Here is a 25,887-nt window from a genome sequence, read left to right as displayed (position 1 = left end):
TCATGGTTGCGCGTATCAAACAAGAAAACAGCAATCCGTTCCAGCGTGTCGAGGTCGACGGCATCACCATCGACATCGTCGAGAATGCCCTGGGAAACGCCCGTAACGAAATGGACGCGGTGCTCTTCCGTACCGCCATGAGTCCGGGCATCCGCGAGCAGGGCGACGCCTTCCCGATGATCGCCACTTGCGACGGCAAGATGATCGTCGGCCAGTTTGGCTCCTTCATCACAGGCTTCCTGCGCAGCTACGACGGCGAGATCGAGGAAGGCGACGTGTTCCTCACCAACGACCCCTACCTGTGCAGCGGCGCGGTTAGCCACCTGCCGGACTGGCTGGTATTGATGCCGATATTCAAGGACGGCCGGGTGATCAACTACGCCGCCATGTTCGGCCACATGTCCGACGTAGGCGGTAAGGTGCCGGGTAGCCTGCCGACCAACGCCAGCTCGATCTGGGAAGAAGGCATCCGCATCCCGCCGGTGAAGCTGTATCGCCGTGGCGAGATGAACAGCGACATGCTCGACGTCATCCTGCACAACGTGCGCATGCCGCGCTGGAACCGTTCCGACCTCAACGCCATCGTTGCCGCCTGCCGTACCGCCGGCAAACGTTGCGTCGAACTGGCCGAGCGCTTCGGTGACGACGTGTTCTACAGCGCCCAACAGGAAATGCTCGAGCGCACCCACCGGGCGATGAAGGAAGTAATCAGCCGTGTGGTTCCCGAGCACCGGCAGGAGTTCGAGGACTACATCTGCGACGATGGCGCCGGTCTCGGTCCCTACACCTTGCGTTGCGCCCTGTGGCGCGAGGGTGACAAGGCAATCTTCGACTTCGAAGGCACCGACCCGCAGGCGCCGTCGTCGGTCAACTTCTACGTCAACGAAGAGATGTTCAAGATATTCTTCGGCGCGCTGACCATCAGCCTATTCGACCCGGCGATCCTGCTCAACGACGGCTTCTACGACCTAGTCGAAGTGCGCATTCCGCAGGGCTCAATTCTCAAGCCGAACTTCCCGGCCGCACTGTCCTGCAGGACCCACCTGCTGGGCCGTATCTTCGACATGATGGGTGGACTGCTCGGCCAGAGTACGCCGCAGGCGATGAACGCCGCCGGCTTCTCCGACTCGCCGCACTTCATGTATTCGGGTTACGACCAGCAAGGTGAGTGGTTCCAGCTGTTCCAGATTGGCTTCGGCGGCATTCCGGGACGGCCGGTGGGCGACGGCCCGGACGGCCACTCGCTGTGGCCGGGCTTCACCAACGTGCCCAACGAGTTCGTCGAGGCGTACTTCCCGCTGCGCATCGAAACCTACGAGACCCTCGCCGACTCCGGCGGCGCCGGCCTGCATCGTGGCGGCAACGGCCTGCGCGTGGCGTACCGACTGCTGGTCGATGGCGAAGTCTCGATCCACGATGACCGCTGGCTGACCTATCCCTGGGGCGTCAACGGCGGCGCACCGGGAGCACGCAGCCGCAAGGAACTGATCCGTGCCGACGGCACGCGGCAGATGCTGCCGGCCAAGTGCGACAACATCCAGGTCAAGGCGGGCGATCTAGTTTTGTTCGATACCTGGGGCGGCGGCGGCTGGGGCGACCCGCTACAACGCGACCCGACGAAGATCCTCAGCGATATTCACAAGGGCCTGGTCAGTGTCGAAGGCGCTCGCCGGTACGGCGTGGTCATCACCGATGGTTTGGTGGATGACGTGGCGACCTGTGCCCTGCGTGAAGTAATGGCTGCCGAGCGTTGCGAAATCCAGCTGTTCGATCGTGGCGGCACCCTGGACGAGCTCAAGGCGCGTTGCCTGGCCGAAACGGGCCTGCCGGCACCGACTACGCCGTCCTGGGCTTGAGGAATCGCCATGGCTCTGGTTTCACACTCTCTGTCCCCGGCCCAGCGCTATGCGCTGGTGCTGGTGGACCTCTCAGTCGGTTTCACCGACCCGACGAAAAGCCCACTGGCCAGTGAATGTCCAGCGATAATCGAGGCCAACCGTAAGCTGCTGGAGGCATTTCGCCGCTGCGGCTGGCCAGTGATCTTCACCACGGTGGCTTATGACAACCCGTCGCAGGCGCGGGTCTTCCGCGAAAAGATCCCGGCACTTAACGTGCTGTCAGCGGGCTCGGAACTGGTCGGGATCGACCCCCGCTTGGCCCCGCTGGAAGGCGAACCGGTGCTGGTGAAACATTGGGCCAGTGCGTTTTTCGGCACTGACCTGGCTCAGCGCCTGCTGGATGCCGGTGCCGATGGAGTAATGGTGACAGGACTGACCACTAGTGGCTGCGTGCGGGCGACCGCACTGGATGCCTTGCAGCACGAGTTCCGTGTGATCTTGCCCGAGCAGGCGGTAGGGGATCGCGATGCAGAGGCGCATCGGGCCAACCTGCGTGACCTGCAGATCAAGTATGCCGATGTGCGCGATCTGGAGGATTGTCTTGCGCTACTGGGCTAGTGCACTGGTGCTGGTTGCCGTCGCCGGATGCTCGACGAAAGCCCCGCACCGCGGGCCGTCGCCAGCAGTGGACGTGGCCGGCGGCGACCTTTGCGAAGTATTCGTCGCGGCGTGGGTCGGTCATTTCCAGGCCAAAGTGGCAAGGCTTGATGGCCAGCAGGTGGCCTCCTTCGACCAAGTGTTGCGGCAGGCTCGCCAGGCGCTCAACGATGCCGGACAGAATGAAGCCGCATGTCGCCGGCCGTTCTGCATCGTGCAGCCGAGAGCGGGTGGCCGACTGGACAGTTATTGCGGCTACCGAATCGCGGATCCAGGTGGCAGCGAGTTGTACCGCTGGATGCCCTGGGCACCCGCCAAGCGTTGACAGAAAAAGAGCAGCAATTCATTTGCCGAGGTAACTACTGTGGGAGCACAAACGCTCTACGACAAGCTCTGGGATCGTCATCGGATCGAAGATCTGGCCGATGGATCCACACTGCTTTATATCGACCGCCACCTGCTGCACGAAGTGACATCGCCGCAGGCCTTCTCCAATTTGCGTCTAGCCCAGAGGAAGCCCTGGCGCGTGGACACCAGTTTGGCGACACCCGATCACAACGTGCCGACCATAAACCGCGAACAGGGCCTGGGCGGTATCAGCGATCGTATCGCCCGACAGCAGATCGCTGTGCTGGAAAGTAACAGTAGCGAGTTTGGCATCCCGCTGTTCGCGCTCGACGACATGCGCCAGGGCATCGTCCATGTGGTCGGTCCCGAACAGGGACTGACCTTGCCGGGCATGACCTTGGTGTGTGGAGACTCGCACACTGCGACCCACGGCGCACTGGCAGCCCTGGCCCATGGTATCGGCAGTAGTGAGGTCGAGCATGTTTTGGCGACCCAGACGTTACGCAGCCGCAAGCTGAAGAACTATCGCATTCGTGTCGAAGGGCAACTTGCACTGGGCGTTACCGCCAAGGATCTGGCCCTGCACATCATTGGGTTGATCGGCAGCGCCGGTGGCAGCGGGCATGCAATTGAGTTCTGCGGTCCTGCGATCGAGTCGATGTCGATGGAAGCGCGCATGACTCTGTGCAACATGAGCATCGAGGCAGGCGCGCGCGTAGGCCTGATTGCATATGACCAGATCACAGAACAGTACGTGCGTGGCCGCCCGCTGGCGCCGACGGCGGAACATTGGGAAGCGGCCGTCTCCTACTGGCGGGAAACGCTGCACTCGGATAGTAACGCGCAGTTTGACCAGGAGCTACTAGTCCAGGCTGACGACATTCTTCCGCAGGTAACCTGGGGCACCTCGCCGGAAATGGTTATGTCGATTAATGGCCACGTCCCGACTCTGGGCATGGCGCGGGATGCGTTGCAGCGTATGGATTGGGAGCGTGCGCTGACATACATGGACCTGCGGCCGGGCCAGTCGCTGGTCGGTGTGGCGGTGGACCGCATCTTCATTGGTTCCTGCACCAATGGCCGCATCGAGGACCTACGCGCAGCGGCCGAAGTGTTGCGGGGTCGTCGCGTGCACGACCGTATTCGCCAGGCGCTGGTGGTACCGGGCTCCGGCCTCGTTCGCCTGCAGGCCGAGCGTGAAGGGCTAGACCGTGTCTTCAAGGCAGCCGGTTTCGAGTGGCGCTCCCCTGGCTGTTCCATGTGCCTGGGGATGAACGCTGATCGGCTGAATCCCGGTGAGCGTTGCGCGGCGACCTCCAACCGCAATTTTGAAGGTCGCCAGGGCAAGGGCGGGCGCACCCACCTTATGTCGCCCGCCATGGCCGCCGCGGCTGCCGTGGCGGGTGAACTGACTGACTTCAGGAACCTATGAACATGCAGCCGCTGATCATTCACCAGGGCATCATCATTCCGTTGAACCGGGCCAACATAGACACCGACATGTTGCTGCCCAAGCAGTACCTCAAGAGCCTCGAGGCCTCGGGGTTCGGTGGTTTCCTGTTTGATGACGAGCGTTACCTCGACCCCGGGGAAATTGACACGTCGCTGGACAAGCGCCGCGAGAACCCGAACTTCATCCTCAACCAGTCGCCCTATCGCCAGGGCAGCGTGGTGTTGGCTCAGGCCAACTTCGGCTGCGGTTCCAGCCGTGAGCACGCAGTTTGGGCATTGCGCGATTTCGGCTTGCGGGTGGTCATCGCCCCTAGTTTCGGCGATATCTTCCGCAACAATTGTTTCAACAACGGCGTGCTGCCTATGGTGCTGGAGCAGGGTGTGGTGGACGAGCTTTTCGTTCAGACCGAGGCGCAGCCTGGGCTGCAGGCCAAGGTTGATGTCGAGCGGCGCTTACTTTCAATTGGGGATGGAGTATGGTCCTTCGAACTCGATGAAGGACGCCGTCAGCGCTTGCTAAACGGCCTCGATGAGGTGGGCGAGAGCCTGCACTTCGGGCCGCAGATCAGCGCGTACGAGGAGCGCCGCCGGGTCAGTGAGCCCTGGCTTTTTCGTAGCTGAGCGATTGCTCCCCGCTCCTGATTTCTAGTTCGCAAGCAGGTTTCAGATTCCGTGCAACAAAAAGGGGTTAGCAATCCGTGGAATTCGCCAACGCAGAACCCGACCAGGTCAGGATTTGTCTGATCGGCAACTCGAAATTGAGCCAGGTAGTGCACAGCCTGATTCCAGAGTTCGAATCGCTGGCTAGCATCACCATAATCGACAACATCTTCAATGATGCGGTCAAGGCGGCCCGTGACCTGATTGATCAGCAACAAGTTGATATCTTTATCAGCGCCGGGGCCAACGCCTTCTACCTGCAGGACACGTTGCCGATCCCGGTGCTGGCGCTAAAGGTGGAGCAGACAGACCTGATCCAGGCGGTGCTCACCGCACGACGCATCTCCTCGAAGATCCTGCTGCTCAGCTACGAGCGGCAGGAATTCAATGTCGAACTGCTCAGCCTGTTCGACGGGATCAAGCTAACTCACCACACATACAGTACCGCCGAGCACGCCAAGGAAATCTTCCACAGCGTGCGCGGTGAGGGCTTTGGCGTGGTCATCGGATCCAGCTACGCCTGCGACTTGGCCGAGCACGCAGGGTTGCAGTCGGTTCTGCTGTACTCGCGCGAGTCGTGCCGCAACCTGCTTCGCAAGGCAATTCGCCAAGCCGGTCAACACAAGCGTGAGCAACAGCAGATGGCTATCGGTCAATTCCTTCTGGAACAGAATCAGCAACCGCAGATCCTGACCAACCGCAGCGGCGGGGTGGTTGCGTGGAACGCGGCGGCCAGCACGCTGATTCCCACCATCAGTCGGCGTCGGCGCCTGGATGGTGTGCTCGACAGCAAGATGCTTGGTGCTCTGAGCCTCCGGGCCGAAGGCCTGTTGCTAGGCGACCGTTTGTGCAGTCTGAATAAGCAGCCATTTGAACTCGACGGCGAGCCTGTCGGTTTCCTCTATAGCTTTCAACTGAGCCCGCTGGCAGTACCGCAGGACGACGGCCGGCGCCTGGTGTTCCAGTCCAGCCGTATGGCAGAAGTTCAGAACCAGCTGATCGTATACGGCGCGACGCCTGGCACTGTGCTGATCCGCGGCGAAACTGGCACTGGTAAGGAGCTGGCGGCGCGTCAGGTGCACGCCGCCAGCGCCAACTCTAATGGGCCGTTCGTAGCGATCAACTGCGCGGCGATCCCGGCTGAGCTTTTCGAATCGGAACTGTTCGGTTACGCGGATGGTGCTTTCACCAGCGCGAAGAGCGGCGGCAAGTCCGGTCTGCTCGAGAACGCCAACGACGGCACCTTCTTCATGGACGAAATCAATTCGTTACCCCTGCCACAGCAGGCCAAGCTGCTGCGCGTATTGCAGGAGCGCGAGGTGAGCCCGGTAGGCGCGCGCCGGCCAATCTCGCTGAACATCAAGTTCGTCGCGGCCTGCAACGTCGACCTGATGGACGAAGTCCGTGCCGGGCGCTTCCGCGAAGACCTGTACTACCGCATCAGCACCTTTGCCGTGCACATCCCGCCGTTACGCGAGCGGGTCGAAGACATTCCGCTGCTTACCAGCTACCTGATGCGCCGCGAAGGCCTGCGCTATGCCCTCGAGGTGGAGCCGGACGCGCTGATCAAGGGTGTAACAACGGTGTTTCGTCGTTATCACTGGCCAGGCAACGTGCGCCAACTGGAGAACGTCGTGGAAAGGCTAATCGTCTCGCAGCGCCTCTACGGCAGTTGGGAGGCGTTGGTCGACGCGTTGCCACGGGTGGTGCCAGAGCTCTATGCACCGCTTGGCGAAGGAGAGAAATGTGGACATCTGCATCACGTAGAGCAGGAGGAAATCGTCAAGGCACTGCAAGTGTTCGGCGGCAACAAGAGCATGGCCGCAGAGTACTTAGGCATCAGCCAGACCACATTGTGGCGCCGCCTCAAGCGCCTGCAGAGTGGGGAGGGTCAAGCATGAAAGCCTGGCAGGCAACGCCGCCGTTCGGGTTCGATGCGCTACGGCTAATCGACTTGCCGCGGCCCACGCCCGGCCCGCGGCAAGTACTGATCAAGGTGCAGGCTGCTGCGCTGAATTACCGTGACCTAGAGATGGCGACTGGCACCTACCAGGGCCAGCCACAACAGGCGTTCACCTTGCTCTCCGATGGTGCCGGTCAAGTGGTCGAGGTAGGGGCGGCGGTCACGCGCTTCTCGCCGGGCGAGAGGGTGATCGGCTGTTTCTGGCAGGGCTGGGAGGCTGGCCGACTGAGCGACAGTGCTGCACTGCCGCTTGGCGGCCCGCTCGACGGAATGCTCAGCGAGTATGTGCTGCTCGATGAGCGGGGAGTGGTGCCTTGCCCGGCGCATTTGTCCATGGAAGAGGCCGCCACCTTGCCCTGTGCCGCATTGACGGCCTGGCAGGCACTTGTAGTCGAGGGCCAATTGAAGGCCGGCGACTGGGTGCTGCTGCAAGGCACAGGTGGAGTGTCATTGTTTGCCTTTCAGTTCGCGTTGCTGCATGGCGCGCGGGTGATCGTCAGCTCCAGCCAGGACGACAGGCTAAAGCGTTTGGCAAAGCTGGGGGCGACCGGGCTGATTAACTACCGCAGTACGGCCATTTGGCATGAGCAGGTCATGGCCATTACCGACGGCTATGGCGTCGACCATGTACTCGAGGTGGGTGGCCCGCGCAGCTTTACGCAGTCGTTGCAGTCTCTGCATCCCAGTGGGCAGGTCAATGTGATCGGCTATTTGGGCGGTCACCAGGGCGAGATTAACCCGCTGCTGATCCTGCAACGTAATGCCCGAGTACGCGGTATCTCGGTTGGGCCGCGCCAGTCGTTCGAATCGATGAACCATGCCATCGAGGCCAGTGGCTTGCGGCCGATGATCGATAGTATGCATGACTGGCTCAAGCTGCCAGGCGCCTTAGCTCATCTGCAGTCGGGGCGACACTTTGGCAAGGTGGTGCTGCGGATCACTGCCGACTGAGCACATCGTCCGGGCAACGCCACTCATAAGGAGAGCGTCATGAGGCAGCCTGCAACTGCAATGCAGCGGGTATGGGCCGATCCGAAATCCTTCGAGCCTTTGCCCTGTAACAGGCGATTGCTGCGGGGGCTGGCTGTTCATTTCGGGCCAGGCTTTCATGGACGCCAAGGTGTGGTGGTCGGGTCAAGCGATTTCTTGCGGCAAACCGAGTGCGGCTTTTGCAAGCTTGAACAGATGCTCCTGCCCGGAGGCTCTAGCCGGGATGACGTGACTAAAGTCACGCTGTCAATCACCGACATGCGTTATTTCCTCAAGGTGGTGACGCTGCAATAACGTTTCTTCCGCCCGCCCTATCCGGCGGACAGTATCGTCGAGGTTAAGGCACTGGCGCTTCCCGACGTGATGTTCGAAATCGAGGCTATGTCTTTTATCATTTCGCGCGCGATATGCGTGAACCACTATGAGTAGTTTGCTATGCCTGAATTCAATGCCCCCCTGCGCGACCTGCATTTCGTCCTTCATGAAGTCTTCCAGGCCCCCAGCCTTTGGGCGCGCCTGCCGGTCCTGGCGGAGGCCGTGGATGCCGAAACCGCCAGCGCGATTCTCGAGGAAGCCGCCAAGGTCACCGGCCAGCTGATCGCCCCGCTCAACCGCACGGGCGACGAAGAAGGGGCGCGCTGGCAGGATGGCCAGGTCACTACGCCGAGCGGTTTCAGGGAGGCCTACGCGACCTACATCAACGGAGGCTGGGTCGGCCTGTCGGGCAACCCGCAGTACGGCGGAATGGGCATGCCGAAAATGCTCGCCGTGCAGTTCGAGGAGATGCTCTACGCCGCCAATTCCAGCTTCGCGCTCTACTCGGCGCTGAGCGCCGGTGCCTGTCTGGCGATCGATGCCCATGCCAGCGAGGAACTGAAAAGCACCTTCCTGCCACCGATGTACGCGGGCCGCTGGGCCGGTTCCATGTGCTTAACCGAAGCCCATGCCGGTACCGATCTGGGCCTGATCCGCACCCGCGCCGAACCCCAGGCCGACGGCAGCTACCGCATCAGCGGCAGCAAGATCTTCATCACCGGCGGCGAACAGGACCTGACCGAGAACATCATCCATCTGGTGCTGGCCAAATTGCCGGATGCGCCGTCTGGCCCCAAAGGCATCTCGCTGTTCCTGGTGCCCAAGAAACTGGTCAACGCCGATGGCAGCCTGGGTGCAAGCAACGCCGTGAGTTGCGGCTCGATCGAGCACAAGATGGGCATCAAAGCGTCCAGCACCTGCGTGATGAATTTCGACGGTGCCAGCGGCTACCTGGTCGGTGAGGCCAACCGGGGGCTGGCAGCGATGTTCACGATGATGAACTACGAGCGCCTGTCGATCGGCCTACAGGGCATCGGCTGCGCCGAAGCCTCCTACCAGAACGCCGTGAGTTACGCTCGCGAGCGCCTGCAAAGCCGCGCACCGGGCGGCCCACAGGAACCGGACAAGAGCGCCGACCCGATCATCGTGCACCCCGACGTGCGTCGCATGTTGCTCAGCATGAAGGCCATGACCGAGGGCGGGCGCGCCTTCGCCAGCTACGTTGGGCAACAACTCGACCTGAGCAAGTTTGCCGAAGACGCCGAGGAGAAACGCAACGCCGAGGCCCTGGTCGCCCTGCTGACGCCGGTGGCCAAGGCGTTCTTTACCGATACAGGGCTCGATAGTTGCGTGCACGGCCAGCAGGTGTTCGGCGGCCACGGCTACATCCGCGAGTGGGGCCAGGAACAACTGGTGCGCGACGTGCGCATTGCGCAGATCTACGAAGGCACCAACGGCATCCAGGCCCTCGACCTACTCGGGCGCAAGGTGCTGGGAAATGGCGGGACCACGCTGCGTCTGTTCACCGGAGAAATCCGCGCCTTTGCCGCCCCGGCCGAAACACCGTACCGCAACGATCTTCTAGCAGCGACCGAGCGCCTGGAGGCTGTCAGCGATTGGCTGATGGATCAGGCCAAGGACAACCCCACCGAAGTCGGAGCCGCCTCGGTTGAATACCTGCATCTACTTGGCTATGTCGCCTATGCCTACATGTGGGCACGGATGGCGGCTGTCGCACAGGCCAAAGCCGAGGCAGACGACTTCTACACCGCGAAACTAGCGACTGCAGCCTTCTACTTCTCACGCCTGTTGCCGCGCACCCTGGGCCTGGAAGCCTGTATCCGCGCCGGCAGCGCCCCACTGTTCGGCCTGAGCGCCGAGCAGTTCTGACGATTGAGCGTTGCGCGGAGTGCTGCACCTAGGCTCCGCGCTTTTTTATACCGGTCGCAGCTGGATCCGCTGTTGATTTGCATCCGCGATGTCCTCAACCAGGGCTTTGAGGCAATGCAGAAACGTACCGAAAGAAATGCGAGCACAGCGCAGTGAATCAACGCGCTATGACTCAGCACACCAGCTAACGCCAACAACAGTCCCTGTGTCCCACGAATCAGGTCCGGGTAACCCCTGCCCCAGGAGTTTTCATGCATGAAGTTGTGATCGTAGCGGCCAACCGCACCGCTATCGGTAGTTTTCAAGGCGCGCTTAGCCGTATTCCCGCAGTCGAACTGGGGGCGACGGTCATTCGGGGGCTACTCGCGCAAAGTGGCATTGCGGGGGAACTGGTCGATGAAGTCATTCTCGGCCAGGTCCTCACCGCTGGTGCCGGCCAGAATCCGGCACGACAGGCAGCACTCAAGGCTGGACTGCCTCATACGGTGCCGGCACTGACACTCAACAAGGTCTGCGGCTCAGGCCTAAAAGCGGTGATTCTCGGCGCCCAGGCAATTCGCTGCGGGGATGCCGAAATCATCATCGCAGGTGGCCAGGAAAACATGAGCCTGGCGCCCTATGTTGTCGAACAGGCGCGCTCGGGCCTGCGAATGGGTCACGGCAAGCTGGTAGACAGCTTGATCGAAGATGGCCTGTGGGATGCCTTCAACCACTACCACATGGGAATCACCGCCGAGAACCTGGCCGAGCAGTACGGACTGTCGCGTGATGAACAGGACGCCTTCGCCGCCCTTTCACAGCAGCGCGCCTGTGAAGCTATCGAGTGCGGACGCTTCGAGGCCGAGATCATCCCTGTGCAAATACCGCTGCGCAATGCCCCCCCCATTGAATTCAGCGTCGACGAGCAACCACGCCAGGGCACGACCGCACAGACCCTGGCCAAATTGCGGCCAGCCTTCAAAGCCGACGGCAGTGTGACCGCCGGCAATGCGTCGACACTTAATGACGGGGCCGCCGCCGTATTGCTGATGAGCGCGGAGAAAGCCGCGAGCCTGGGCTTGCCAGTGCTGGCACGCATAAAAGCCAGCGCCAGCGCCGGCGTGGACCCGGCAATCATGGGCATAGGCCCGGTTTTCGCGACCTGCAAAGCACTGGACAAAGCCGGCTGGAGCCTCGCACAACTGGACCTGATCGAAGCCAACGAAGCATTCGCAGCCCAGGCACTCGCGGTCAGCCGCGAGCTCGATCTGGACTATCGCAAGGTCAACGTCAACGGCGGCGCCATCGCACTTGGTCATCCGATCGGCGCTTCGGGTTGTCGGGTGCTGGTTAGCCTGGTTCATGAAATGGTCCGTCGCGACGCCAAGAAAGGCCTGGCCACCTTGTGCATCGGTGGAGGACAAGGCGTGGCCCTGGCCATTGAACGTGCTTGAGCAACTGCTTGCCTGCCGGTGCAGCGCCTGCTCTCGGGGCCGGCCTGACCAAGCCCCTACTTCTTGATCGAGGCCCAGAAATGCGAACTCTTACCTCTTTGGTAGGCAACAGTCAGAAGCTTGATGGTGGCGCCATGTTCGGCAATGCGCCCAAGTCCCTTTGGCAGCGCTGGATGCCGGCGGACGAGCAAAACCGTATTCGAACTTAGTTGCAGTGCGCTGTTGGCGAAGGAGGATGTACGCAACATCCTGATCGAGACCGGCATCGGCACATTCTTCTCTCCCGGAACCCAAGGCGCGCTGCGGTGTGCAGGAGGAGCAACATATCTGACTCAGGAAAGATTGCTGATCTTTTGCATCAGCACTTATGGATTATAGCAATCGGGTTCCAGTGACAGAGGCGCTAAGTCCTACCACATACAGGCATACGGTAGGGTATATCCGGCGCGTCAAAACGGGTCACCCTCCAATTGCAGTTGTATTTTTCCTGGAACGAACCGGCCTTGAGCGCCTGCTTCAGCGTTTAGTGAAATGAGTTTGTTGAACGCTGCGCACCGCAGGCGCGCCTAGGCGGACGGATCGAAGTGCTTTGAGGCTGCGGGAGTCTATAAGCCTCAAACACCTGCATTGAACTTATTCGTGGTTTTCGGTCATCCAAGTCGCGAACCGTCCTTGGCTCTTCTCAGTTGTCCCTACAAGCTCCCCAGCTCGCCCGATATGCTGTCGCGAGTAGCTAACAGCGACTTCAGAAACTGCTCCTGGGCGAAGGGGGTAGTCATCACGGCATCCGGTCCGGAAAGGTTGATCGCTGCAACGACCTGTCCCTGATGGTCGTAGATCGCGGTCGCGATGGCCGTGGAGTAGTCGGAGCGGTGCACTACCTGGCCTTGTTCTCGATCCCGGGCGATGAGCTGCTGCAGTTCCGGCAGGGTGCGCGGGGCTGGCAGCGGATAATCGTCGAGGCGGACGTTGTGATAGAGCTGGGCCAGTTCGAGCTCGTCCAGTCCGGTGAGCAGCATTCGGCCCATGGCCGTGCTGTGGCAGGGCAGCCGCGTACCGACCGGGATATTCACGGTCAGTCGCTGAGGAGCCAAGGCCCGGTACAGGTAGAGGCTGTCCGTCTGGTCGCGAATGCTCAGGTGACATGATAGGGATGTGCGATCGCGCAGGGCGTTCAGGTGGGGCATCGACACTTCGACGATGTCGCGGCTGGCCAGATAGCTGAAGCCGTCCGAAATTACCCGGGTACCCAGCTCGAAGGCGTTGCGCCCGACTCGGCGCAAGTAGCCCATGTCGACCAGTGTCTGCACGATTCGGTACACCGCCGAGCTACTCACCCCAAGGCGCTCGGCCATGTCGCTCATGCTGAGGATGCGCTCCCGGGCGCTGAACATGCCAAGGATGCTCAGGCCGCGCTGCAAGGCGGGTACGCGGTAATCGGTCTCGCGTTCCATCTCTTCGATGTCGTTCATCTGTGCACCATGGCAAGACGGCACCTGCCAGGCAGGTGCCGTTGCCTGTTCAGTCCAGCAGGGCGTCGACGCCGACCGGAGCTCCGCCGAACTCCTGCATGGCATCGAGCATGGCGTCCCAGAAGTAGTTGACCGAAGCCCGGTCACAGAGGATCTGGAAGCTCGGCAGGTCACCGGCACTCTGGTTGATGACGATGACGTTGATCCGCGCTGCCGAAGTCTGTGCCACCGCACCCATCGGGAAGGCCTTTGGCCGCAGGTCGACGCCACAGAGCTTGGCCATGACTTCGGCGATGTATTGCCCAGTCAGTTGCAGCCAGGCATGGCTGTCCTGGCGCGGCAGCAGGTAGTTGGCGCTGTCCCCGAGGCGCCAGTCGGCTTCTAGCGCCGCAATCCGCGCGCCGACATCGTGCAGGCTGCCGAGCAGCAGATATTCGGTCTGCGACAGGCGCGCGATCAGGCTGCTGTCGGCTTGGGTCAGGGACTGGTTCGCTGCATCCGGCAACTGGAAGTCGCGGGCGCTGAGGTAGGCGGCGCTGTCCGCGCCGCGAAAGCCCACCCGGGGCAGGTTGGTCAGGTCGATCAGGGCGCAGCGTTCCAGCTGTGCGCGCTCTTCCTGTTCGCTGTAGCGCGCCACCACGGCGCTGTTGCCGAGCGCGGCCAGGCGCGCACCGGCATGGAGGGGGTAGAGCGGGCTGCGTTCGATGAAATCTTCGGCGGTGAGGCTGGTCATGGCTTAACGCTCCTGGCGAAGGTTCTGTGGGTCGTAGAAGGGCAGGTTCACCACTGTGGCGTTGACCACCTGGCCGCCCTCCACGCGAATCGGGATCTGCGCACCTGGTTCGGCCTGGTCGGCGCTTGCGTAGGCCAGGCCGATGATCTGGCCGAGAGTCTGCGAATACTCGCAGGAGGTGACGTTGCCGCTGATGTCCGCGCCCTTGAGGACCAGGTGTCCCTCGAGTGGCTGCGGGCTGCCCTGGGGCAGGCTGAAGCCGACCAGCTTGCGTTTGAGCGGCTGGGCCTCGAGGATCTCGATGGAGCGCTTGCCGACGAAGAACGGCTTCTTACGGCCGATCGCCCACTGCAGATCGAGTTCGCCGGGATGGGTCATGCCGTCGGTGTCCTGGCTGACGATCACATGACCCTTTTCCAGGCGCAGCAGACGTTGGGTCTCGACACCGAACGGACGGATGCGGAACTCGGCGCCAGCGTCCATCAGTACGTCCCACAGGCGCTCGGCATAGCGCGCCGGCACATGAATCTCATAGCCGAGTTCGCCGACGAAGCCGACGCGCATCAGGCGTGCCGGGATATCGGCTACGCGGCCAGTGCGCACACCCATATAGGGAAAGGCCTCCGCGCTCAGATCGACATCCTGGCAGACCTTCTCAAGCACCTGGCGTGACAGCGGACCGGCCAGGTTCACCGCGGCGATCGCGGCGGTGACGTTGGCGATGTCGACATTGAGGCGCCACTGGGCGTTCCATTTGAGCATCTGCTGGTAGATGCGGTCGACGCCGCTGGTGGTAGCAGTGACGTAGAAGTGGTTGTCGGCCAGCCGCGCGCAGACTCCGTCGTCGATCACCACACCGTGCTCGTTGGTCATCAGGGCGTAGCGAGTGCGCGCTACCGGCTGCTTCTTGAATGGCAAGGTATACATGCGCTCCAGCAGTTCGGCGGCATCCGGGCCGCGAACGTCGAGGCCGCCTAGAGTGGAGACATCGATCAGGCCGACGCGCTCGCGCACGTGACGGGCTTCGTCCTGCATGCAACGCTCGCGTTCTTCCGGTTTGCCGTAGTAGGCGGGGCGCAGCCAGATGCCGGCGGGCATCATCTTCGCGCCGGCCTGCAGGTGGCGACGGTGCATCGGCGTCTGCCGATAGGGATCGAAGGCGCGGCCGGCGACGTGGGCGAGTTTCTCCGCCTCGAACGGTGGCCGGGCGGTGGTCACACCGGTCTCGCTAATGCTGCGCTGAGTGGCCTTGGCCACCAGGCGGGCGGTGGGCAGCGCCGAGTGACGTCCCTGAGATGGACCCATGCCAACGGTGGAGAAGCGCTTGACCAGCTGTACGTCGCGGTAGCCGATACGGGTGGCATTGACGATGTCGCGCACCTGCAGGTCTTCATCGAAGTCGACGAAATCCTTGCCTTTGGGGTGCGGGAAAATCGGCCAGTCGAAGTTGACTCGCGCCTCTTCGCCGAAGGCCTGTTCGCCAATCCCAGCGTCGAGGCCCAGAGCCTTCACGGCACGGGCGGCGGCGAGGGCGCCATCGAGCAGCACGTTGTCCAGGCTGTGGCGACCATTTACCGAACCGGCCACGGCCAGTCCCTGCGGCAGCCCGCTGATGGCGAACTCGGCTTTCTGCTCGTCATAGGCCAGCTTGCCGCCGGCCTGGCAGAGCAGCTGGTAGACCGGCATATAGCCGGCCGACATGCACACCAGGTCGCAATCCAGCCGCAAGCCGTGTTCGGCTACTTGGCCTTGGCCGTTGATCTTGCGCAGCTCCACGCCACTGACGTGGCGCATGCCTTTTTCGTGCAGCGCCTCGTAAACGGTGCTGTCCAGATGACAGGTGATACCGGCACGCTCGAGGGCAGTCTTCAGTGTGCCATTGCCGGGCTGCCGGCGCATATCCACCAGGGCGGCGACCTGTACGCCCTGCTCGTGCAGGTCTAGGGCGGTGAGGTAGCCGTCGTCGTTGCCGGTGAGCACTACGGCGCGCTTGCCGGGCTTGACTGCGTAGAGCTTCATCAGGCGCTGGGCGGCGCTGGCGAGCATGACGCCGGGCAGGTCGTTGTTGCGGAACACCACCGGCTGGTCGAAGGAGCCGGCGCTGACGATGCACTGCTGGGCGCGCACCTTGTACATGCGCCGACCCTGGATCACTGGCAGGTAGTTCTCGGTGAACCAGGCGTTGCAGGTGGCGTCCGCCAGCACCTGGATATTGGCATGGCTTTCCACCGCCTCCACCAGTTCGCGGCGCAAGGTTTCGCCGCGGGTGCCGTCGATATCGAAGCGGGCATAGGTCAGCGACCCACCGAGAATCGCCTGCTGCTCGACCAGCAGCACCTTGGCGCCGGCATTGGCGGCGGTCAGCGCGGCGCTCAGGCCGGCGGGGCCGGCACCGATCACGGCGAGGTCGACGAACAGGTAAGCCTTGTCGTAGTACTGCGGCTTGAAGTTCAGGTCCAGCACGCCGAGGCCGGCCTTCTTGCGGATCAAGGGTTCCCAGACCTTCCACATGCCCTTGGGCTTGTAGAAGGAGCGGTAGTAGAAACCCACCGGCATGAGTTTGGAAAATTTGCCCAGGTAGGCGTCGCGATCGTTGATCAGGCAACCGTTGAAGTTCTGTCCGGACACCTCCAGGCCAGCCTGGAGCCGATGGGCATCGGCCAGCACGTTAGGCTCGTCGGGCAGTTGCACCAGGGTGTTGGCGTCCTGCCCGGCCATGGTCAACGGGCCGCGTGGGCGGTGGTACTTGAAGGAGCGCGACAGCAGCCAGCGGCCGTTGGCGAGTAGGGCGCTGGCGATGCTGTCACCGGCAAAGCCCCCGTAATCGGTGCCATCGAAGCGAAAGGCCAGGGGCTGAGCGCGGTCGATCAGCAGGCCCATGGGGGCGGGCAAGCGGCTGGGCTGGCTCATCCGGCGATCTCCTGGGGGGGGGGGCAAAACTCGACCCGCTGGGTGAACACTTCTTTCGGGTCGAAGGTGCGAATGATCTGGTCGGTGACGGTGTGGCGCTCGGCGAGAAACCAGTAGCTGGAGGCGTTGTGCATCCACCACTCGCGCACCACGCCGGCGGCGTTGTCACTGTTGAACACGTAGTCGGCCCATTCGCCGTCGCTGCAGGTGACGGGGTCAGGCATGCGCTTGAACTCGCCGCCGTAGGTGAACTCGCTGATATTGCGTGGCCCGTTGAGCGGGCAAATCATGATTTTCATCTTCCGCTCCTTTAGTGACTGGCCGCCGTGGCGCCCATCTCGTTGACCTGCTGGAAGGTGGAAAAACGTTCCAGGGCGAACGGCTTGATCAGTTCGGGCACCTTGCCGCCGCTGGCCACCAGTTCGGCCATGGTCTTGCCGCAGATGGGCGTGGACTTGAAGCCCCAGGTGCCCCAGCCGGCGTCGAGGTAATAGTTCTGCACGGGTGACAGGCCCATGATCGGGCTGTAGTCCGGGGTCATGTCGGTGATGCCCGCCCACTGGCGCATCAGCTTGGCGTTGGCCATGAAGGGGAACATTTCGATGGCGTGGGCCAGCAGGCTCTCCTTGAGGTCCAGGGTGGAGCGAGTGTTATAGAGCGGGTAGGGGTCGGAGCCGCCGCCGAAGACGATCTCGCCGCGACTGGTCTGCTGCACGTAGCAGTGCAGCGCCGAGGAGCTCACCAGCGGATCGAGGAAGGGCTTGAACGGCTGAGTCACCATGGCCTGCAGCGGGTAGGTGTGGATGGGCGCGCGGATGCCGGCCTTGGCCATCATCAGCGAACTGTGTCCGGCAATGGCCTGCACGGCGCAGCCGCATTGCACGGTGCCACGGTTGGTTTTCACCGCGGTGATCCGGCCGTTCTCCACCACCAGGTCCTGCACCTCGGTGAGCTGGTGGATCTCCACGCCGCGCTTGGCCGCCTGCTTGGCGTAGCCCCAGGCCACGGCGTCATGACGGGCGGTGGCGCCGTCGATATGCCAGAGTCCGGCGATCACCGGCAGGTGGCCGGGGTCGAGGTTGAGCGTCGGTACCAGTTCGCGGATCTGCTGGCGGTCGATCATTTCGGTGCGGCCGCCAAAGTGCTTGTTCACTTCGGCGCGTTGGCGGAATGCGCGCACGGTAGCGTCCGTGTGAGCCAGGGTGAGCTGGCCGCGCTCGGAGTACATGATGTTGAAATCGAACTCGTTGGCCAGGTTCTGGAACAGCTTCACCGACTCGGCGTAGAAACGCACGCCTTCAGAGGTGAGGTAGTTGGAGCGAATCACCGCGGTGTTGCGTGCGGTGTTGCCGCCGCCCAGGTAGGACTTTTCCAGTACGGCCACATTGGTGACGCCATGATACTTGGCCAGGTAATAGGCGATGGCCAGGCCATGGCCGCCGGCACCGATGATCACCACGTCATAGGACTTTTTCAGCTCCCGCGGCGGGGGCAGGTCGACCTCCACCGCGTACTCGGAGCTCAGACCGTATTTCAGGAGATTGAAGGGCATGACGCCTCCGAAAGCTGGGGTTGCGAAATGAGAGTCCGGTGCTGAAGGCGGGCTGCGGCCAGGGTGTTCTTCATCAGGTAGGCGATGGTCATGGGGCCGACACCGCCAGGTACCGGGGTGATGGCGGAGACCACGCCGAGGGCGCTGTCGAAGTCGACGTCGCCGACCAGTCGGCTCCTGCCGTCCTGTTCGATGCGGTTGATGCCGACGTCGATGACCACTGCGCCAGGCTTGAGCCAGTTGGCATCGACCAGGCGCGGGCGGCCGACGGCAGCGACGACGATGTCGGCCTGGCGGCAGAGTTCGCGCAGGTTGCTGCTGCGCGAGTGCACCACGGTGACGCTGCAATGGGCCTGCAGCAGCAGTGCGGCCATGGGCTTGCCGACGATGTTGGAGCGGCCGATCACCACCGCGTGCTTGCCGGCCAGCTCGCCGTAGCTGTCCTGCAGCAGGCGCAGGCAGCCGGCGGGTGTGCAGGGGGTGAGCACCTCACGGCCCTGGCTTAGGCCGCCGACATTCTCGGCGTGGAAGCCGTCGACGTCCTTGAGTGGATCGATGGCCTGCAGCACCCGATGCTCGTCGATGTGCAGCGGCAGGGGCAGCTGGACGAGTATGCCGTTGACCTCCGGATCGGCGTTGAGCCGTTCGATCAGTTCGAGCAGGGCGGTCTCGGCAGTGTCGGCCGGCAGCCGGTGCTCGATCGAGCGGATCCCGGTTTCCTCGGCGCGCATTACCTTGTTGCGCACATAGACCTGGCTGGCCGGGTCGCTGCCCACCAGCACCACGGCCAGCGCGGGCTGGATGCCGAGGCCGTGCAACTGGCTGACTTCGCTGCTGACCTCGGCCAGCACCCGGGCGGCGGCGGCCTTGCCGTCGATGAGTTTGACGCGGGATTGAGTGCTCATCGGAAGATCACCGTGCGGTCCTGGTTGATGAATACCCGGTGCTCGAGGTGGTACTTGAGCGCCTTGGACAGGGCCACGGTCTCGGTGTCGCGGCCGATGGCGACCAGGTCTTCGGGCAGGTAGGCGTGGTCGACGCGCTGCACTTCCTGCTCGATGATCGGCCCCTCGTCGAGGTCGCTGGTTACGTAGTGGGCGGTGGCACCGATCAATTTGACGCCGCGGGCGTAGGCCTGGTGATAGGGCTTGGCGCCCTTGAAGCCGGGCAGGAAGGAGTGGTGGATATTTATGGCGCGGCCCGACAGTTGCTGGCACAGGTCATCGGAAAGGATCTGCATGTAGCGGGCGAGCACCACCAGTTCGGTCCGGGTCTCGTCGACGATCTCCATCAGCGCCGCTTCCTGCTCGGCCTTGGTCTCCTTGGTCACCGGCAGATAGATGAAGCGGATGCCCTCGCGCTCGGCCATGGGCCGCAGGTCGAGGTGGTTGGAGACGATGGCGGTGATCTGCATGTCCATCTCGCCCTTGTGGTGGCGATACAGCAGGTCGGTCAGGCAGTGGTCGAACTTGCTCACCATCAGCAGCACGCGCATCGGCTGGGAGCTGCTGTGCAGGGTCCACTCCATGTCGAAGCGGGCGGCCACATCGGTGAAACCTTGTTCGACTGGAATGATGTCGGCCTGCTGTCCGTCATTGAAGCGGAACACCGCACGCATGAAGAAGCGCCCGCTGGTGTCGTCGTCAAACTGGGACATCTCGCTGATGTAGCAACCCTTGTCCGCCAGGTAGGTGGTAACTGCTGCCACGATGCCCGAGGACGCCGGGCAGCTGATCTTGATGATGAAATGACGGGTGGCGTGTTGCATTTCGAGTCCTCTGTTCAGGTGGTGGCAGCGCATCGCAAGGCGAAAGTTCAAGGGTGAAATCGGAATTTATCGGCGGAGAAAGTTTCCCATGGGGAATAATTATTTCCCTGTGTGCCTTTATATGCGAAGAGGGCTCGCGGGTCTAGCAGGTCATGAAACTTTTTATCATCACAGGAAAGTTTTTGGCTGGGCGCCTAGTTGAGTTTCAGCGGGGAAGGGGGCACCTGGGGCAGCACTGGGGATGCACAAGCCAAAAGGAGGGACGACGCCTTGGGGAAAGGCGCCGATACGGCAGGGGACTTCAGCGGCGGTCTGAGTCGTCAGTCGTTGCCGTAGTTCATTATCGACAGCAGGCGGATCGGCACCTGCACCAGTTCCTCCGGGCCATGGGGCACGTCGCCATCGAATGTCAGGCTGTCCCCGGCCTGCATGTGATAGAGCTGGTTACCGTGGCGGTAGATCAGTTCGCCCTCCAGCAGGTGGAGAAACTCGGTGCCGGGATGGGAGAAGGTGGGGAACTCCTCGCTGGCGTCATCCATGCTCACCATATAGGCCTCGAAGTTCTTCTTCGGCCCCCGGGTGTGGTTGAGCAGATGGTAGGTGTGGCCTTTCTCGGTGCCGCGGCGAACCACCTCCAGGCCTTCGCCGGCCTTGATCAGGATGGCGTTGCCGTCGGGTTGGTCGTACTGGCTGAACAGCTTGGACATGGGCATGCCGAGCACGTCGCAGAGACGGCTGAGGGTATCCAGGCTGGTCGACACCTGGGCGTTCTCGATCTTGCTCAGCATGCCCTGGCTGATGCCGGCAATGCGGGCCACGTCTGCCAGCTTGAGCTCCTGTGCCTGGCGCTGGCGCTTGATCTGCATGCCCAGGTACTGCTCAAGGCGGAGGCGCGGTGGGGTGTCGGTCGACATGGATTCAATGTCCTGCACTGTTTCTGTCCAAGAAAGTAACATTCGCACCGGTAAAGTGCGTCGGGGAGGAGTTCGCCACCGGACGGCGCCGCGACTTTCCTCAAGGGAATAGTAGTTTCCCATATAAATAGTGGCGAAGCGCTGATTAAACCCGTTTCGTCAGCCTCGCTTCGGGTTGGCAAGCTGATTGCATTCCTTGTGGGAAACTAAATTTCCCTTAAGGAATTTAATGCGCCATGACCCACCTCCAAGCATTCCCTCCAGCCGCCCGAGCAATCGGCATGCCTGGAAATCCTGCGGTCGTCGCGCGCATCTGTGCCCTTGTTGCCTGCCATCACCCCATTGCCATGCCATTTTTCCAGGAGTGAAGACTCATGTTGCCCACTGAAACGCAGCGCATCATCGATCAGTACGGGATCAAGTACGTGCTGGCGCAGTTCGTGGATATCCACGGCGCCGCGAAGACCAAATCCGTGCCGGTCAACGGCCTCAAGGCGGTCGCCGAGGAAGGCGCCGGGTTCGCCGGCTTTGCCATCTGCGGCATGGGCATGGAGCCCCATGGCCCGGACTTCATGGCCCGTGGCGATCTTGCCACGCTGATCCCGGTGCCTTGGCAGCAGGGCTATGGGCGGGTGGTGTGCATTGGTCACGTGGAGGGCCAGCCGCATCCGTACGACAGCCGCTATGTGCTGCAGCAGCAGGTGCAGCGCCTGAGCGACAAGGGCTGGATCCTCAACACCGGCCTGGAACCGGAGTTCAGCCTGTTCCGCCGTGACGCCCAGGGCAAGCTGCAGTTGGTCGACGGCTCCGATAACCTGGACAAGCCCTGCTACGACTACAAGGGCCTGTCGCGTTCGCGTGAATTCCTCGAGCGCCTGACCGAGGCGCTTCAGCCGGTGGGTTTCGACATCTATCAGATCGACCACGAGGATGCCAACGGCCAGTTCGAGATCAACTACACGTACAGCGACGCCATGGAGTCGGCCGACCGCTTCACTTTCTTCCGCATGGCCGCCGGCGAGATCGCCAACGACATGGGCATGATCTGCTCGTTCATGCCCAAGCCCGATCCCAAGCGCGCGGGCAACGGTATGCACTTCCACCTGTCGCTAGCCAGTGCCAGCAACAAGAACCTGTTCCACGACGCCAGCGATCCAAGTGGCATGGGCCTGTCGAAGCTGGCCTACCACTTCGCCGCCGGCCTGCTGGCCCACGGCCCGGCGCTGTGCGCCTTCGCTGCGCCCACGGTGAACTCCTACAAGCGCCTGGTGGTCGGCAACTCGTTGTCCGGAGCGACCTGGGCGCCGGCCTTCATCGCCTTTGGCGCCAACAACCGCTCGGCGATGGTGCGGGTGCCCTACGGGCGCTTGGAGTTCCGTCTGCCGGATGCGGGCTGCAACCCCTATCTGGTGACTGCCGCGATCATCGCCGCCGGCCTCGATGGCATCGACCGCAAGCTGGAAATCGACAATATCTGCAACGAGAACCTCTACAAGCTGAGCCTGGAGGAGATCGCCGCGCGCGGCATCAAGACCCTGCCGCAGTCGCTCAAGGAAGCCTGCGACGCGCTGGAGGCCGACCCGCTGTTTCGCGAGGTGCTCGGCCCTGGGATCGTCGATGAGTTCATCAAGCTCAAGCGCATGGAGTGGGTGGAGTACAGCCGCCATGTGAGCGACTGGGAAATCCAGCGCTACACCGAGTTCTTCTGATTTTCGATCGTCACCAACCCTTTCTGACGTCCCGTGACTGGGTGGGACGTCTTCTGCCCTGGAGTTTCTGATATGTGTGGAATCGTGGGTCTATACCTGAAAAATCCCAAGCTGGAATCTCAGCTCGGCAAGCTCTTCGAGCCGATGCTGGAAGCCATGACCGACCGCGGCCCGGACAGTGCCGGCTTCGCCATCTACGGTGACGAAGTGGCCGATGGCTGGGTCAAGCTGACCCTGCAGGCCACCACCGAAGGCTTCGACTTCGAGGCGCTGATCGGCGCCGTCGATGCGCGCCTGGGCACCGCCCTGGAGTGGGTCCAGAACGCCAGCGCCGTGGTGCTCAAGGTGCAGGCCGAGGAGGCCGGCGTGCGTGCCGTGCTGGCCGAGCTGGCGCCGAGCGTGCGGATCATGAGCGCCGGTCAGAGCATCGAGATCCTCAAGGGCATGGGTCTGCCGAAGGAAATTTCCCAGCGCTTCGGCCTGGCCGGCATGCGCGGCAGCCACATCATCGGCCACACCCGCATGGCCACCGAAAGTGCCGTGACCATGGAAGGCAGCCACCCGTTCTCCACCGGCGCCGACCTGTGCCTGGTGCACAACGGCTCGCTGTCTAACCACTCGCGCCTGCGTCAGAACCTGCGCCGCGAAGGCATCAGTTTCGAAACCGAGAACGACACCGAAGTGGCCGCCGGCTACCTGACCTGGCGCCTGCAGCAGGGCGACACCCTCAAGCAGGCCCTGGACAAGTCGCTGGAGGATCTCGACGGCTTCTTCACCTTCGCCATTGGTACCCGTAACGGCTTTGCGGTGATACGCGATCCGATTGCCTGCAAACCGGCGATCCTCGCCGAGACCGAGGACTACGTTGCCATGGCCTCCGAATACCAAGCGCTGTCGAGCCTGCCGGGCATCGACAAGGCCAAGGTCTGGGAACCGGTCCCGGCCACCATGTACATCTGGGAACGCGAGTCGGCTTAAGGAGCACGCACATGAAAACCATTGATCTGAGCACCGCCACTGTGCGTGAGCTGAACCAGGCCCTGCACGATCAGGCCAGCGACCTGCAGGACCGCGAGTGGGTGGTCACCCATCCCAATGGCGCGCACAACCTCGCGGTTGGCGTGAACCAGGACATCTCCATCGATATCGAGGGCCATGCCGGCTACTACTGCGCGGGCATGAACCAGAAGGCATCGGTCACCGTGCATGGCAATGTCGGCGTCGGTTGCGCCGAGAACATGATGAGTGGCTACGTGCGGGTCAAGGGCAGCGCCTCCCAAGCCGCCGGCGCTACCGCCCACGGCGGGCTGCTGGTGATCGAGGGCGATGCCGGCGCGCGCTGCGGCATCTCCATGAAGGGCGTCGACATCGTCGTTGGCGGCAGCATCGGCCACATGAGCTGCTTCATGGGGCAGGCCGGCCGCCTGGTGGTGTGCGGCGACGCCGGCGATGCGCTGGGCGACTCACTGTACGAGACGCGCATCTACGTCAAGGGCACCGTTGAGTCGCTGGGTTCGGACTGCATCGCCAAGGAGATGCTTGCCGAGCACCTCGAGGAGCTGCAGGCGCTGCTCGATCGCGCCGGTTTCAATGAAAAGGCGGCGAACTTCAAACGCTATGGTTCGGCCCGCCAACTGTACAACTTCAAAGTCGACAACGCCTCCGCGTACTGATCCAGGAGCATGACCATGAGCGAGAAAACCCCTCCAGTGCTGCGTGAGTCGGCCACCTTCGACCGCCTGTCCATCCAGGAAATCCAGCGGGCCGCCGAGACCGGCATCTACGACATTCGTGGCGGCGGCACCAAGCGCAAGCTGCCGCACTTCGACGACCTGCTTTTGCTCGGTGCCAGCGTGTCGCGTTACCCCCTCGAAGGTTACCGCGAGAAGTGCGGTACCGACGTGATCCTCGGCAACCGCTTCGCCAAGAAGCCGCTGCACCTAAAGATCCCGGTGACCATCGCCGGGATGAGCTTCGGCGCGCTGTCGGCCAACGCCAAGGAGGCCCTGGGCCGTGGTGCCAGCATCGCCGGCACCAGTACCACCACCGGTGACGGCGGCATGACGCCGGAAGAGCGCGGCCAGTCGCAGCACCTGGTGTACCAGTACCTGCCGTCGCGCTACGGCATGAACCCGGATGACCTGCGCAAGGCCGACGCCATCGAGATCGTCCTCGGCCAGGGCGCCAAGCCGGGCGGCGGCGGCATGCTGCTGGGCATGAAGGTGACCGAGCGGGTCGCCGGCATGCGCACCCTGCCGATCGGTGTCGACCAGCGCAGCGCCTGCCGTCATCCTGACTGGACCGGTCCGGACGACCTGGCGATCAAGATCGCCGAGATTCGCGAGATCACCGACTGGGAAAAACCCATCTACGTGAAAATCGGCGCCAGCCGCCCGTATTACGACGTCAAGCTGGCGGTTAAGGCCGGCGCCGATGTGATCGTCCTCGACGGCATGCAGGGTGGCACCGCGGCCACCCAGGAAGTGTTCATCGAGCACGTCGGCATCCCCATCCTGCCGGCCATCCCGCAAGCGGTGCAGGCGCTGCAGGAGATGGGCATGCACCGCAAGGTGCAGCTGATCGTCTCCGGCGGCATCCGCAACGGCGCCGACGTGGCCAAGGCCATGGCCCTGGGCGCCGATGCCGTGGCCATCGGTACCGCGGCCCTGATCGCCCTGGGCGATAACCATCCGCGTCTGGACGAGGAGCTGAAGAAGATCGGCTCGGCGGCAGGCTTCTACGACGACTGGCAGAACGGCCGCGACCCAGCCGGCATCACCACCCAGGACCCGGAGCTCGCCAAACGCCTGGACCCGGTCGAGGGTGGCCGGCGCCTGGCCAACTACCTGCGCGTGCTGGTGCTGGAAGCCCAGACCATGGCGCGGGCCTGCGGCAAGTCGCACCTGCACAACCTCGACCCCGAGGACCTGGTGGCGCTGACTGTGGAGTCCGCCGCTATGGCGCGAGTACCGCTGGCCGGCACCAGCTGGATACCGGGCCAGGGCTACTGAGCGATCTGAACCGCCGGAAGGCAACCCTCCGGCGTTCTGGTTTCGCTAAGGCTCTCCGTAAGCCTTCTTCTTTTGAGAGCGCATCCAAAGGCTTGGCGCAGCCAATCCGTAGCGCCTTGTTGTCCCGTTGGCGGCACTGGCCGCCTTTGCCCGCTTTCGATCGACATGTGCCTGCCGACGATCACCGAGGCTCTGCAGGCACCCGAGGCGCACATTCAGCTGGATATCAGCGTCATTCTGGCGGGGGGCTCTGGCTTGGCATGCTGCTGTAT

The 25,887-nt window shown here is 62.8% G+C and carries 22 protein-coding genes and 1 pseudogene; 15 read left to right on the top strand and 8 right to left on the bottom strand.

Annotated features, from left to right (window positions below):
* Positions 1-2 precede the first annotated feature (2 nt).
* The 11 genes and pseudogenes from KDW96_RS06335 to KDW96_RS22180 form a co-directional block, all read left to right on the top strand.
* Positions 3-1,856 carry a hydantoinase B/oxoprolinase family protein gene (locus KDW96_RS06335; RefSeq protein ID WP_255839594.1) on the top strand — a complete coding sequence of 618 codons (1,854 nt, stop codon included), beginning with the start codon at positions 3-5 and terminating at the stop codon, positions 1,854-1,856.
* Positions 1,857-1,865: 9 nt separating this feature from the next.
* Positions 1,866-2,456: an isochorismatase family protein gene (locus tag KDW96_RS06330; protein ID WP_255839593.1), complete on the top strand. Its 591-nt coding sequence runs from the start codon at positions 1,866-1,868 to the stop codon at positions 2,454-2,456.
* Positions 2,440-2,820, top strand: coding sequence for a hypothetical protein (locus KDW96_RS06325; RefSeq protein WP_255839592.1), 381 nt, complete (start codon positions 2,440-2,442; stop codon positions 2,818-2,820). The genes KDW96_RS06330 and KDW96_RS06325 overlap by 17 nt, the downstream gene beginning before the upstream one ends.
* A 39-nt stretch (positions 2,821-2,859) precedes the next feature.
* Positions 2,860-4,275, top strand: coding sequence for a 3-isopropylmalate dehydratase large subunit (gene leuC / locus KDW96_RS06320; protein WP_255839591.1), 1,416 nt, complete (start codon positions 2,860-2,862; stop codon positions 4,273-4,275).
* A 2-nt stretch (positions 4,276-4,277) separates the two neighbouring features.
* On the top strand, positions 4,278-4,916 hold the full coding sequence (gene leuD / locus KDW96_RS06315) for a 3-isopropylmalate dehydratase small subunit (RefSeq protein WP_255839590.1): 639 nt from the start codon (positions 4,278-4,280) through the stop codon (positions 4,914-4,916).
* Between the two features lie 77 nt (positions 4,917-4,993).
* Positions 4,994-6,856: a sigma 54-interacting transcriptional regulator gene (locus tag KDW96_RS06310; protein WP_255839589.1), complete on the top strand. Its 1,863-nt coding sequence runs from the start codon at positions 4,994-4,996 to the stop codon at positions 6,854-6,856.
* Entirely contained in the window at positions 6,853-7,869 is a 1,017-nt protein-coding gene (locus KDW96_RS06305; RefSeq protein WP_255839588.1) for a zinc-dependent alcohol dehydrogenase family protein, read from the top strand. Before KDW96_RS06310 ends, KDW96_RS06305 begins: the two co-directional genes overlap by 4 nt.
* 39 nt (positions 7,870-7,908) lie before the next feature.
* Positions 7,909-8,202 (top strand): RidA family protein, encoded by a 294-nt coding sequence (locus KDW96_RS06300; RefSeq protein WP_255839587.1) that lies wholly within the window; start codon positions 7,909-7,911, stop codon positions 8,200-8,202.
* A gap of 141 nt (positions 8,203-8,343) precedes the next feature.
* A complete protein-coding gene (locus tag KDW96_RS06295) occupies positions 8,344-10,113 on the top strand; it encodes an acyl-CoA dehydrogenase C-terminal domain-containing protein (RefSeq protein ID WP_255839586.1) in 1,770 nt (589 codons plus the stop codon).
* 251 nt (positions 10,114-10,364) lie between these two features.
* Positions 10,365-11,546 carry an acetyl-CoA C-acetyltransferase gene (locus KDW96_RS06290; protein ID WP_255839585.1) on the top strand — a complete coding sequence of 394 codons (1,182 nt, stop codon included), beginning with the start codon at positions 10,365-10,367 and terminating at the stop codon, positions 11,544-11,546.
* A gap of 80 nt (positions 11,547-11,626) precedes the next feature.
* A pseudogene (locus KDW96_RS22180) lies at positions 11,627-11,874 on the top strand (MBL fold metallo-hydrolase); the annotation flags it as partial.
* A 364-nt stretch (positions 11,875-12,238) separates the two neighbouring features.
* Here KDW96_RS22180 and KDW96_RS06285 read toward each other — a convergent pair.
* The 8 genes from KDW96_RS06285 to KDW96_RS06250 all read right to left on the bottom strand — a co-directional run bounded on the left by KDW96_RS06285 (position 12,239) and on the right by KDW96_RS06250 (position 20,895).
* Positions 12,239-13,018 (bottom strand): IclR family transcriptional regulator, encoded by a 780-nt coding sequence (locus tag KDW96_RS06285; protein ID WP_255839584.1) that lies wholly within the window; start codon positions 13,016-13,018, stop codon positions 12,239-12,241.
* A 49-nt stretch (positions 13,019-13,067) separates the two neighbouring features.
* Complete coding sequence (locus KDW96_RS06280) at positions 13,068-13,751, bottom strand: sarcosine oxidase subunit gamma (protein ID WP_255839583.1); 684 nt, start codon at positions 13,749-13,751, stop codon at positions 13,068-13,070.
* Between the two features lie 3 nt (positions 13,752-13,754).
* Positions 13,755-16,661: a 2Fe-2S iron-sulfur cluster-binding protein gene (locus KDW96_RS06275; RefSeq protein WP_255839582.1), complete on the bottom strand. Its 2,907-nt coding sequence runs from the start codon at positions 16,659-16,661 to the stop codon at positions 13,755-13,757.
* Positions 16,658-16,960, bottom strand: coding sequence for a sarcosine oxidase subunit delta (locus KDW96_RS06270; RefSeq protein WP_255839581.1), 303 nt, complete (start codon positions 16,958-16,960; stop codon positions 16,658-16,660). Before KDW96_RS06270 ends, KDW96_RS06275 begins: the two co-directional genes overlap by 4 nt.
* Positions 16,961-16,971: 11 nt before the next feature.
* Positions 16,972-18,213, bottom strand: a complete 1,242-nt coding sequence (locus KDW96_RS06265; protein WP_255839580.1) for an FAD-dependent oxidoreductase — start codon at positions 18,211-18,213, stop codon at positions 16,972-16,974.
* Positions 18,195-19,118 carry a bifunctional methylenetetrahydrofolate dehydrogenase/methenyltetrahydrofolate cyclohydrolase FolD gene (gene folD, locus KDW96_RS06260; RefSeq protein ID WP_255839579.1) on the bottom strand — a complete coding sequence of 308 codons (924 nt, stop codon included), beginning with the start codon at positions 19,116-19,118 and terminating at the stop codon, positions 18,195-18,197. Before folD ends, KDW96_RS06265 begins: the two co-directional genes overlap by 19 nt.
* Entirely contained in the window at positions 19,115-19,981 is an 867-nt protein-coding gene (gene purU, locus KDW96_RS06255; RefSeq protein ID WP_255839578.1) for a formyltetrahydrofolate deformylase, read from the bottom strand. Before purU ends, folD begins: the two co-directional genes overlap by 4 nt.
* Positions 19,982-20,301: 320 nt before the next feature.
* Positions 20,302-20,895 (bottom strand): helix-turn-helix domain-containing protein, encoded by a 594-nt coding sequence (locus KDW96_RS06250; RefSeq protein WP_255839577.1) that lies wholly within the window; start codon positions 20,893-20,895, stop codon positions 20,302-20,304.
* Between the two features lie 374 nt (positions 20,896-21,269).
* On the opposite strand from KDW96_RS06250, the gene glnT reads away from it, so the two are divergent.
* The 4 genes from glnT to KDW96_RS06230 all read left to right on the top strand — a co-directional run bounded on the left by glnT (position 21,270) and on the right by KDW96_RS06230 (position 25,615).
* Positions 21,270-22,604 carry a type III glutamate--ammonia ligase gene (gene glnT, locus KDW96_RS06245; protein WP_255839576.1) on the top strand — a complete coding sequence of 445 codons (1,335 nt, stop codon included), beginning with the start codon at positions 21,270-21,272 and terminating at the stop codon, positions 22,602-22,604.
* Positions 22,605-22,676: 72 nt separating this feature from the next.
* Positions 22,677-23,582, top strand: a complete 906-nt coding sequence (locus tag KDW96_RS06240; protein WP_255839575.1) for a class II glutamine amidotransferase — start codon at positions 22,677-22,679, stop codon at positions 23,580-23,582.
* A gap of 11 nt (positions 23,583-23,593) precedes the next feature.
* Entirely contained in the window at positions 23,594-24,277 is a 684-nt protein-coding gene (locus tag KDW96_RS06235) for a GltB/FmdC/FwdC-like GXGXG domain-containing protein (protein WP_255839574.1), read from the top strand.
* Between the two features lie 15 nt (positions 24,278-24,292).
* A complete protein-coding gene (locus tag KDW96_RS06230; protein WP_255839573.1) occupies positions 24,293-25,615 on the top strand; it encodes an FMN-binding glutamate synthase family protein in 1,323 nt (440 codons plus the stop codon).
* Positions 25,616-25,887: the final 272 nt, after the last annotated feature.

Origin of the sequence: Pseudomonas benzenivorans, from assembly GCF_024397895.1 — a bacterium.
Lineage (GTDB): Bacteria > Pseudomonadota > Gammaproteobacteria > Pseudomonadales > Pseudomonadaceae > Aquipseudomonas > Aquipseudomonas benzenivorans_A.
This window is presented reverse-complemented; position numbering and strand designations above follow the sequence as displayed.

Coding starts and splice junctions, on each gene's coding strand:
- KDW96_RS06335 (WP_255839594.1), top strand. CDS start 3: ATGGTTGCGCGTATCAAACAAGAAAACAGCAATCCGTTCCAGCGTGTC.
- KDW96_RS06330 (WP_255839593.1), top strand. CDS start 1,866: ATGGCTCTGGTTTCACACTCTCTGTCCCCGGCCCAGCGCTATGCGCTG.
- leuD (WP_255839590.1), top strand. CDS start 4,278: ATGCAGCCGCTGATCATTCACCAGGGCATCATCATTCCGTTGAACCGG.
- KDW96_RS06305 (WP_255839588.1), top strand. CDS start 6,853: ATGAAAGCCTGGCAGGCAACGCCGCCGTTCGGGTTCGATGCGCTACGG.
- KDW96_RS06300 (WP_255839587.1), top strand. CDS start 7,909: ATGAGGCAGCCTGCAACTGCAATGCAGCGGGTATGGGCCGATCCGAAA.
- KDW96_RS06295 (WP_255839586.1), top strand. CDS start 8,344: ATGCCTGAATTCAATGCCCCCCTGCGCGACCTGCATTTCGTCCTTCAT.
- KDW96_RS06290 (WP_255839585.1), top strand. CDS start 10,365: ATGCATGAAGTTGTGATCGTAGCGGCCAACCGCACCGCTATCGGTAGT.
- KDW96_RS06285 (WP_255839584.1), bottom strand. CDS start 13,018: ATGAACGACATCGAAGAGATGGAACGCGAGACCGATTACCGCGTACCC.
- KDW96_RS06280 (WP_255839583.1), bottom strand. CDS start 13,751: ATGACCAGCCTCACCGCCGAAGATTTCATCGAACGCAGCCCGCTCTAC.
- KDW96_RS06275 (WP_255839582.1), bottom strand. CDS start 16,661: ATGAGCCAGCCCAGCCGCTTGCCCGCCCCCATGGGCCTGCTGATCGAC.
- KDW96_RS06270 (WP_255839581.1), bottom strand. CDS start 16,960: ATGAAAATCATGATTTGCCCGCTCAACGGGCCACGCAATATCAGCGAG.
- KDW96_RS06265 (WP_255839580.1), bottom strand. CDS start 18,213: ATGCCCTTCAATCTCCTGAAATACGGTCTGAGCTCCGAGTACGCGGTG.
- folD (WP_255839579.1), bottom strand. CDS start 19,118: ATGAGCACTCAATCCCGCGTCAAACTCATCGACGGCAAGGCCGCCGCC.
- purU (WP_255839578.1), bottom strand. CDS start 19,981: ATGCAACACGCCACCCGTCATTTCATCATCAAGATCAGCTGCCCGGCG.
- KDW96_RS06250 (WP_255839577.1), bottom strand. CDS start 20,895: ATGTCGACCGACACCCCACCGCGCCTCCGCCTTGAGCAGTACCTGGGC.
- glnT (WP_255839576.1), top strand. CDS start 21,270: ATGTTGCCCACTGAAACGCAGCGCATCATCGATCAGTACGGGATCAAG.
- KDW96_RS06240 (WP_255839575.1), top strand. CDS start 22,677: ATGTGTGGAATCGTGGGTCTATACCTGAAAAATCCCAAGCTGGAATCT.
- KDW96_RS06235 (WP_255839574.1), top strand. CDS start 23,594: ATGAAAACCATTGATCTGAGCACCGCCACTGTGCGTGAGCTGAACCAG.
- KDW96_RS06230 (WP_255839573.1), top strand. CDS start 24,293: ATGAGCGAGAAAACCCCTCCAGTGCTGCGTGAGTCGGCCACCTTCGAC.